The organism is Holdemanella porci (genome assembly GCF_009696075.1).
GTDB lineage: Bacteria > Bacillota_I > Bacilli_A > Erysipelotrichales > Erysipelotrichaceae > Holdemanella > Holdemanella porci.
The window spans coordinates 59,425-66,747 of the sequence record NZ_VUMR01000004.1 but is presented as its reverse complement, the minus strand read 5'-3'; the positions used below and the strand labels follow the sequence as shown (position 1 = coordinate 66,747).

The window sequence follows — 7,323 nt, the reverse complement described above, 5'->3', positions numbered from 1 at the left end:
GAACGAGTATTTGCGGACTGTAAAGAAAACAATGGACTACGTTTCACAAGGTTAAAAGGCTTGAAGAAAAACCAACAGAATGCTTGGTTGATTTTTGCGTGCCATAATCTGAAGAAAATGTCCCTTTGGAGAGGAAAATATAGAAGAAAACCATCAAAAAATTCAATATATCCTTCAAAATATATAAAAAAAAGACAATTTCATTTCGAAAATTGCCTATATACAATAAAAAGCCTATGTCCTTACGAAAAGGTATAGGCTTTTGTCAACAATCTGAAAGGCCTAATTCATGTGAATTAGACCTTTTTTCTATTTATCACGAACGAAACACTCTAATACTTTATAGCCTTTACGCTCTAAATCTGCTTGTAAATCATCTGGTTCAATAGTATCACAACGAATAACCAGATTGGCAATTCCATCCTCAAAAGAATACACGCCAATATGATTGATATTCACTTTATTTTCAACAAAAATTTCCGACAACTTACCAATCGCACCAATTTCATCTTTTACGGCAACCGTAATTCTTGAACCCACTTCATCCCATCCAAGAACATTCAAGAAACATTTAAACACATCATTCTGCGTTACAATACCTGTAACTTCGCCAGAAGCATTTGTGACCGGCAAACATCCAATGTTGTTTTTCAACATTTTCTGTGTTGCATATTCCATCAATTCATTTTCATCGACAGAAATGACTTTTTTTACCATCACTGTGCTTACAGTCGTTTTTGACAATAAATAATTTAATTCATATATGCTTAGGCTTGTCGCATTCGTTGTACCCGAATTAGAAATCATACCTTCTGTAATCAATCCAACAAGTTTTCCTTTTTCAACAACAGGAACACGGTGAATTCCCTTTTCTTTCATTAAATCAATGATTTGTGAAATCGTTGCATCTGGTTCAGCACATATAACATTTTTTGTCATATAATCCTTAACTTTAAACATACTTTATTATCCTCCTAGATATGCCTTTTGAACATCCGAACTCTTTGCCAATTCCTCACCAGTACCTGACATTACAACTTTACCTGTTTCTAAAACGTAGGCACGATGCGCAATTGATAATGCCATCTTAGCATTTTGTTCAACTAATAAAACCGTGGTACCTGCTTTATTGATTTCTTCGATGATGTTAAATATCTCCTTAACTAAAATAGGAGCTAACCCCATACTCGGTTCATCTAAAAGCAACAATTTAGGTTTTGCCATTAGTGCTCGCCCCATAGCCAACATCTGCTGCTCACCACCAGATAAAGTAGAAGCATCCTGATTCATACGTTCTTTTAAGATAGGAAACTGCTCACAAACCTTTTCATAATCGCGTTTGATTCCATCCTTATCTTTTCGTAAAAAAGCTCCCATCATCAAGTTTTCATATACGCTCATTCCTGTAAAAATACGACGACCTTCTGGCACCTGTGTTAAACCCATTTCAACAATATGTTTAGGATTTGCCTTCATAATTGACTCATTTAAGAACATGACATCGCCACTCGTCTTTTTTACAATGCCACTAATGGACTGCATCATTGTCGTTTTTCCAGCTCCATTAGCACCAATCAACGCAACAATCTCACCTTCATTTACTTCTAAACTGATACCTTTTAAAGCTTCAATTACACCATAATGTACGTGAAGATCTTTTATTTCTAACATTGCCATACTAGATCTCCTCTCCTAAATATGCCTTGACTACAAACTCATTTTGTTTAATTTCTTCAGGCGTACCATTCGCTATCATTTTACCATAGTTCAAGACATAAATACGCTCACAAATCTTCATAACTAAAGACATATCATGTTCAATCAGGATTACAGTTAATTTATATTTTTCTCGAATATGATCAATCAATTCTGTTAACTCTTTTGTTTCTTGCGGATTCATACCTGCCGCTGGCTCATCTAAATAAAGAATTTTTGGTTGAATTGCCAAAGCACGTGCAATCTCTAATCTTCTTTGTTTACCATATGGAAGATTTGTCGCCAATTCATTTCTTAAAGAATACAATCCCACTTCTTTTAATAATTCTTCCGCCTTTTCTTCGACCCACTTCTCTTCTTTATAATACGTAGGCAAACGCAAAATTGCTGCTAATGTACCATAACGAATATTTTTATGCATCGCAACTTTAACATTTTCTAAGACTGTCATTGATTTAAATAAACGAATATTTTGAAAAGTTCGCGCAACTCCTAGATTTGTGATTTTATACGGCTTCAATCCGCCAATCTGAATACTTTTATTCTGGTCTATTAACTCAATCAAACCACTGCTTGGTTCATATACACCTGTCAACAAGTTGAATAATGTTGTTTTACCAGCACCATTCGGTCCAATCAAACCAATAAGTTCCCCTTCATTGATTGTCATTGATACATTAGAGACTGCACAAAGACCGCCAAAATTCTTTGTCAGATTTTTAACATTTAAAATAGTTTTCATGCAGATTTCTCCTTTCGCTTATCAAATAACTTTTTAAAAGATAATTCCTTAGTTCCTAAGATACCTGTTGGTTTAAAAATCATAATTCCAACTAGTGCCAAACCATAAATAATCATTCGTATTTCTGAAAAGTTTGCCAAAACGACATTGATAATACCGATCGCAACAGCTGCTAAAACACTTGATGTCATAGAGCCCATACCGCCAAATACGACCATAACCAAGATGTCAATTGACTTATTAAAAGTAAATTGATCCGGTTTGATTACATAGAAATTACATGCGAACAATGCACCAGCTAATGAAGCTAATAATGCTCCAATCACAAATGCAATCACTTTATACTTTGTCGTATTGATACCCATTGCCTCACTAGCAATTTCATCTTCACGAATCGATAAACAGGCTCTTCCTGGAGCGGAATGTGTAAAGTTACAAACAACTAGAATAGCAATAACGGCACATACAAACAACAATGGAAATGTAGTTAATTTAGGAATTCCATTTAATCCGGCCGCTCCATTTGTGATTTCCATATTTTGCACTAGGATACGTACAATTTCCGCAAACCCCAAAGTCGCAATTGCCAAATAATCCCCTTTCAAACGCAATGTTGGAATCGAGACAATCAAAGCTACAATGGTTGAAAGTGCAAAGCCAATCAATACTCCAATAGCTAAACCTGTCATATTTGGCATCATTTTTACCATAATACCAGCACAATATGCTCCAATACACATAAATCCAGCATGTCCTAATGAAAACTGGCCACATACACCAATAACTAAATTTAAAGAAACAGCTAAAATAATATTAATAAAGATATTATATAGAGTGATGGAATAATAAGATCCAATAATTCCAACCTTCATTAAAATGGATAAAACTACAAAAGACACAATAGAAAGTAAAAGCCAAGCAAGATTTGCCTTATTCAATAATTCTTTACGCATGACTTACACCTTCTCTCTAACGTTTTTACCTAATAAACCAGCTGGTTTTAAGATCAAAATCAAAATCAATATAATGTAGACAATCGCATCTTTATACAAAGAACTACCATAAGCGGTAACCATAGTTTCAGCAATCCCAATAAACAATCCACCAATCATAGCACCTGGAATACTTCCAATACCTCCAAATACTGCAGCAATAAATGCTTTTAATCCTGGTGTCATCCCCATCAAAGGATTGATTGAATTATAATAAATTCCAACTAAAACGCCGGCAACACCTGCTAAAGCTGACCCTAAAAGGAATGTAAATGAAATTGTTTTATCCACATCGATACCCATTAAACGTGCAGCATCTTCATCAACACTTACAGCGCGCATGGCACGGCCCATTTTTGTCTTTTGAACAATAAACTGCAAAACAACCATTAAAATAACAGTAATGACAAAAATATAGACTTGTTGCATCGTAATTGTGACAGGTCCTAAATGAAATGATGCACTCGTTAATAATTTAGGATACGTTCTTACTTCACTACCCATGATATATTGTGTTGCATACTCCAAGACATAACTTACACCAATTGCCGTAATCAATGCGGTAATTCGAGTCGCATGACGAAGTGGCTTATATGCGATGCGCTCAATCAATACACCTACAACACCACAGAAAATCATTGAAATGAATAGTGCAGGAATAAACCCTAAACCACAATAAGTTGTAATCAAAAATGCACAATAAGCTCCTAACATATAGACATCTCCATGTGCAAAGTTGATCAATTTAATAATTCCATAAACCATGGTATATCCTAAGGCAATCAATGCGTAAATACTTCCTAAGGATAGACCATTGACTAGTTGTTGTAAAAAAGCTGTCATATTAACCTCCTTATTAAAAAAGAGGGGGAATTGTTCCCCCTTTGAACAAAGACTTATTTATCTGGATCTACTGAAACGGCTTCCGTTTGAACACCATCTACTAAGTTAACAACTAATACAGACTTTTTAGGTGAATGTGTCTTATCAAACGTGAATGAACCAGTTAAACCATCAAATTTAGTATCCGCAATAGCCTTTTGTAGATCTGCACCTGTTTTACCTGCTTTTTCTAAAGCTTGTAAACCTAAGTTAGTAGCATCATAAGCTAATGCAGAGAACATATTTGGAGCTTCTCCATATTCTTTAGTATATGCATCTACAAATGCAGTTAATTCATCACTTGCGTTAACTGTAGTATAAGCAGTTGAATAGTAGCAGTTATTTAAATTTTCACTACCAGCAAGTTCTGCTAATTTTTCTGATTCAAATCCATCAGCACCTAAAATTGTGCAATCCATACCAGCTTCACGAGCTTGTTTAATAATTAATCCAGCTTCTGAATAGTAACCAGCAATGAATAGTACATCGGCTCCTTTATCTTTTACTTTCGTGATAATACCTGCAAAGTCAGTATCTTTAGCATTATAACTTTCAGTAGCTACAACTTCTCCACCCAAATCTTCAAATTTTTGTGTAAATACTTTAGTAAGACCCTTTCCATAATCACTAACTTCATTGATAATTGCAGCCTTTCTCTTTCCTAAATTTTCATATCCAAATATAGCCATTGCCTTACCTTGATATGAATCTTCGAAACAAATACGGAACGCATATTCATAAGGAGAATCCCCATTCATTGTTGCATCTACCTGAGTAGCAGATGGTGAAATGACTGGAACTTGGTTTTGATCCGCTACTGGATATGTCGCAATAGAAGCACCTGAAGTTGCAGGTCCAACCACAAAAGCTACACCATCTTCAGTCATCAATTTTGTAGCTGCTGAAGTAGATTCACTAGCATCTCCTTTATTGTCCATTTTGACAGCTTTAATTTTATATTTTGAATCCTTGTTTACGTTATATTCTTTGATAGCTAGCGTTGCCCCTTTATACTCAGCTTGACCATAAGAAGCTACAGCACCAGACAATTCATAGTTCAAACCAATCTTGACTGTATCTCCTTCTTTTAATTCAGTCGCAGCAGTTCCACTTCCTGAACTACATCCGACTAACATGCTTAATGCGACTGCACTAGATGCAAACGTTTTTAATAATTTACCTTTCATAATCTATACCTCCCTCGAGTTGTACAGATATAATAGCGCAAGCGGAAAACGTTTTCAAGTCTTTTTTACATTTTTTACACTTATTTTACATCCATATTTACATTTTACATTACTTTCAAAAGCTTTCTTTGCACAAAAAAATAGCTAAAGTTATCAAAACCTTAGCTATTCAATCGACTATTAATACATTCCCTGAGGCATTGCAGGTGCAGGTTCTTCTTTATCAATTTTAGCGACTCCAGCTTCTGTTGTTAAGAACAAGGCTGAAATACTAGAAGCATTCATCAATGCATTACGAGTTACCTTTGTAGGATCAATAATACCAGATTCAATCATATCGACCCATTCACCATGTTTTGCGTCGAATCCTACATTTTCACCTGCTTCTTTTTGTCTTTCAACAATCTCTTCGCAATTATATCCTGCGTTATCAGCAATCTGTGCAATTGGAGCTAACAATGCATCAAATACAACTTTAATACCTTTTTGTACATCAACTACATCAGATTTTACTTCATCTTTCAAAGCAACATATGCCTTTACTAAACAAGCTCCACCACCAACTACAATACCTTCACTAACAGCAGCACGAGTTGAGTTCAACGCATCTTCAATACGAAGTTTCTTTTCTTTCAATTCACTTTCAGTTGCAGCACCCACTTTAATGATCGCAACACCATTTGATAATTTACCTAAACGCTCTGCCATACGTTTCTTATCATAATCACTTGTAGTGTTTTCCATTTGTGCTTCAATTTCAGCTACACGAGCAGCCACATCTTCTTTACTTCCAGCTCCACCAATCATTGTTGTATTATCTTTTGTGACAACAATCTTTTTAACTGTACCCAAATCCGATAACTGCATATCTTTTAATTCCATATTCAAATCTTTTGAATAGAATTTAGCACCTGTCATAATCGCAATATCTTGCAACATTTCTTTTTGGTTGTCACCAAAGCCTGGCGCTTTAGTCGCAACTACATTGAATGTTCCACGAAGTTTATTTAATGCCAAAGTAGAAACTACTTCATTTTCTAAATCTTCCGCAATAATCAATAACGCACGATTTGCCTGAACCAATTGTTCAAGTAAAGGTAAGATTTCCTGAATGTTTGTGATCTTTTGATCCGTTACTAATACATAAGCATTTTCCATTGTAGCTTCCATTTTTTCACGATCACTCACCATATATGGAGAAACATAGCCCTTGTCATACTGCATACCTTCACTGATTTCAAGTTCTGTTTCAAATCCCTTTGAATCATCTGTTGAAATAACACCATCACGACCAACTTTTTCCATCGCATCCGCAATAATCTTACCAATTTCTTCCGATCCAGATGAAATTGTCGCAACATTCGCAATATCCTTACTGCTTTCTACTTTCTTAGATACGGACAAGATATACTCGCTCACAGCCTTAGCTGCTTTTTCGATACCTTCACGCATCAACACGGGATTTGCTCCACGATCCACTTGACGTAAACCATTTTCAATCATACTTTGAGCTAAAATTGTAGCTGTTGTTGTTCCGTCTCCAGCTGTATCATTTGTCTTATTGGCAACTTCATATACCAATTTAGCACCCATATTTTCAAACTTATCTTCCAATTCAATTTCTTTAGCAATACTTACACCATCGTTTGTGATCAATGGGGATCCATACTCCTTTTCAAGAACAACATTACGTCCTTTAGGACCTAAAGTAACACGAACTGCATTTGCTAATGTGTTAACACCTCTTAACATGGATTCACGAGCATCTTTTGAAAAACGTACTTCTTTAGCCATAATTCATTAC

The 7,323-nt window shown here is 35.3% G+C and carries 8 protein-coding genes; 1 reads left to right on the top strand and 7 read right to left on the bottom strand.

What is annotated here, in order from left to right:
* Window positions 1–258, top strand: a 258-nt coding sequence (locus tag FYJ55_RS01780) for a transposase (RefSeq protein ID WP_195836635.1), incomplete at its 5' end; no start/stop codon positions are given.
* 51 nt (window positions 259–309) lie between these two features.
* Here FYJ55_RS01780 and FYJ55_RS01775 read toward each other — a convergent pair.
* From FYJ55_RS01775 to groL, 7 genes are all read right to left on the bottom strand, one after another.
* A complete protein-coding gene (locus FYJ55_RS01775; RefSeq protein ID WP_118114289.1) occupies window positions 310–960 on the bottom strand; it encodes a CBS and ACT domain-containing protein in 651 nt (216 codons plus the stop codon).
* A 6-nt stretch (window positions 961–966) separates the two neighbouring features.
* On the bottom strand, window positions 967–1,671 hold the full coding sequence (locus FYJ55_RS01770; RefSeq protein WP_154555373.1) for an ABC transporter ATP-binding protein: 705 nt from the start codon (window positions 1,669–1,671) through the stop codon (window positions 967–969).
* A gap of 7 nt (window positions 1,672–1,678) precedes the next feature.
* Window positions 1,679–2,458: an ABC transporter ATP-binding protein gene (locus FYJ55_RS01765; RefSeq protein WP_154555369.1), complete on the bottom strand. Its 780-nt coding sequence runs from the start codon at window positions 2,456–2,458 to the stop codon at window positions 1,679–1,681.
* Window positions 2,455–3,411 (bottom strand): branched-chain amino acid ABC transporter permease, encoded by a 957-nt coding sequence (locus tag FYJ55_RS01760; RefSeq protein ID WP_154555368.1) that lies wholly within the window; start codon window positions 3,409–3,411, stop codon window positions 2,455–2,457. Before FYJ55_RS01760 ends, FYJ55_RS01765 begins: the two co-directional genes overlap by 4 nt.
* Before the next feature lie 3 nt (window positions 3,412–3,414).
* Window positions 3,415–4,293 carry a branched-chain amino acid ABC transporter permease gene (locus FYJ55_RS01755; protein WP_154555367.1) on the bottom strand — a complete coding sequence of 293 codons (879 nt, stop codon included), beginning with the start codon at window positions 4,291–4,293 and terminating at the stop codon, window positions 3,415–3,417.
* Window positions 4,294–4,346: 53 nt separating this feature from the next.
* A complete protein-coding gene (locus tag FYJ55_RS01750; RefSeq protein ID WP_154555366.1) occupies window positions 4,347–5,519 on the bottom strand; it encodes an ABC transporter substrate-binding protein in 1,173 nt (390 codons plus the stop codon).
* A 180-nt stretch (window positions 5,520–5,699) separates the two neighbouring features.
* Window positions 5,700–7,313 (bottom strand): chaperonin GroEL, encoded by a 1,614-nt coding sequence (gene groL / locus FYJ55_RS01745; protein WP_154555365.1) that lies wholly within the window; start codon window positions 7,311–7,313, stop codon window positions 5,700–5,702.
* Between the last annotated feature and the right edge of the window lie 10 nt (window positions 7,314–7,323).

Bases quoted from the DNA above. Each gene is read 5' to 3' on its own strand.
- FYJ55_RS01775 (WP_118114289.1), bottom strand. From the start codon at position 960: ATGTTTAAAGTTAAGGATTATATGACAAAAAATGTTATATGTGCTGAA.
- FYJ55_RS01770 (WP_154555373.1), bottom strand. From the start codon at position 1,671: ATGTTAGAAATAAAAGATCTTCACGTACATTATGGTGTAATTGAAGCT.
- FYJ55_RS01765 (WP_154555369.1), bottom strand. From the start codon at position 2,458: ATGAAAACTATTTTAAATGTTAAAAATCTGACAAAGAATTTTGGCGGT.
- FYJ55_RS01760 (WP_154555368.1), bottom strand. From the start codon at position 3,411: ATGCGTAAAGAATTATTGAATAAGGCAAATCTTGCTTGGCTTTTACTT.
- FYJ55_RS01755 (WP_154555367.1), bottom strand. From the start codon at position 4,293: ATGACAGCTTTTTTACAACAACTAGTCAATGGTCTATCCTTAGGAAGT.
- FYJ55_RS01750 (WP_154555366.1), bottom strand. From the start codon at position 5,519: ATGAAAGGTAAATTATTAAAAACGTTTGCATCTAGTGCAGTCGCATTA.
- groL (WP_154555365.1), bottom strand. From the start codon at position 7,313: ATGGCTAAAGAAGTACGTTTTTCAAAAGATGCTCGTGAATCCATGTTA.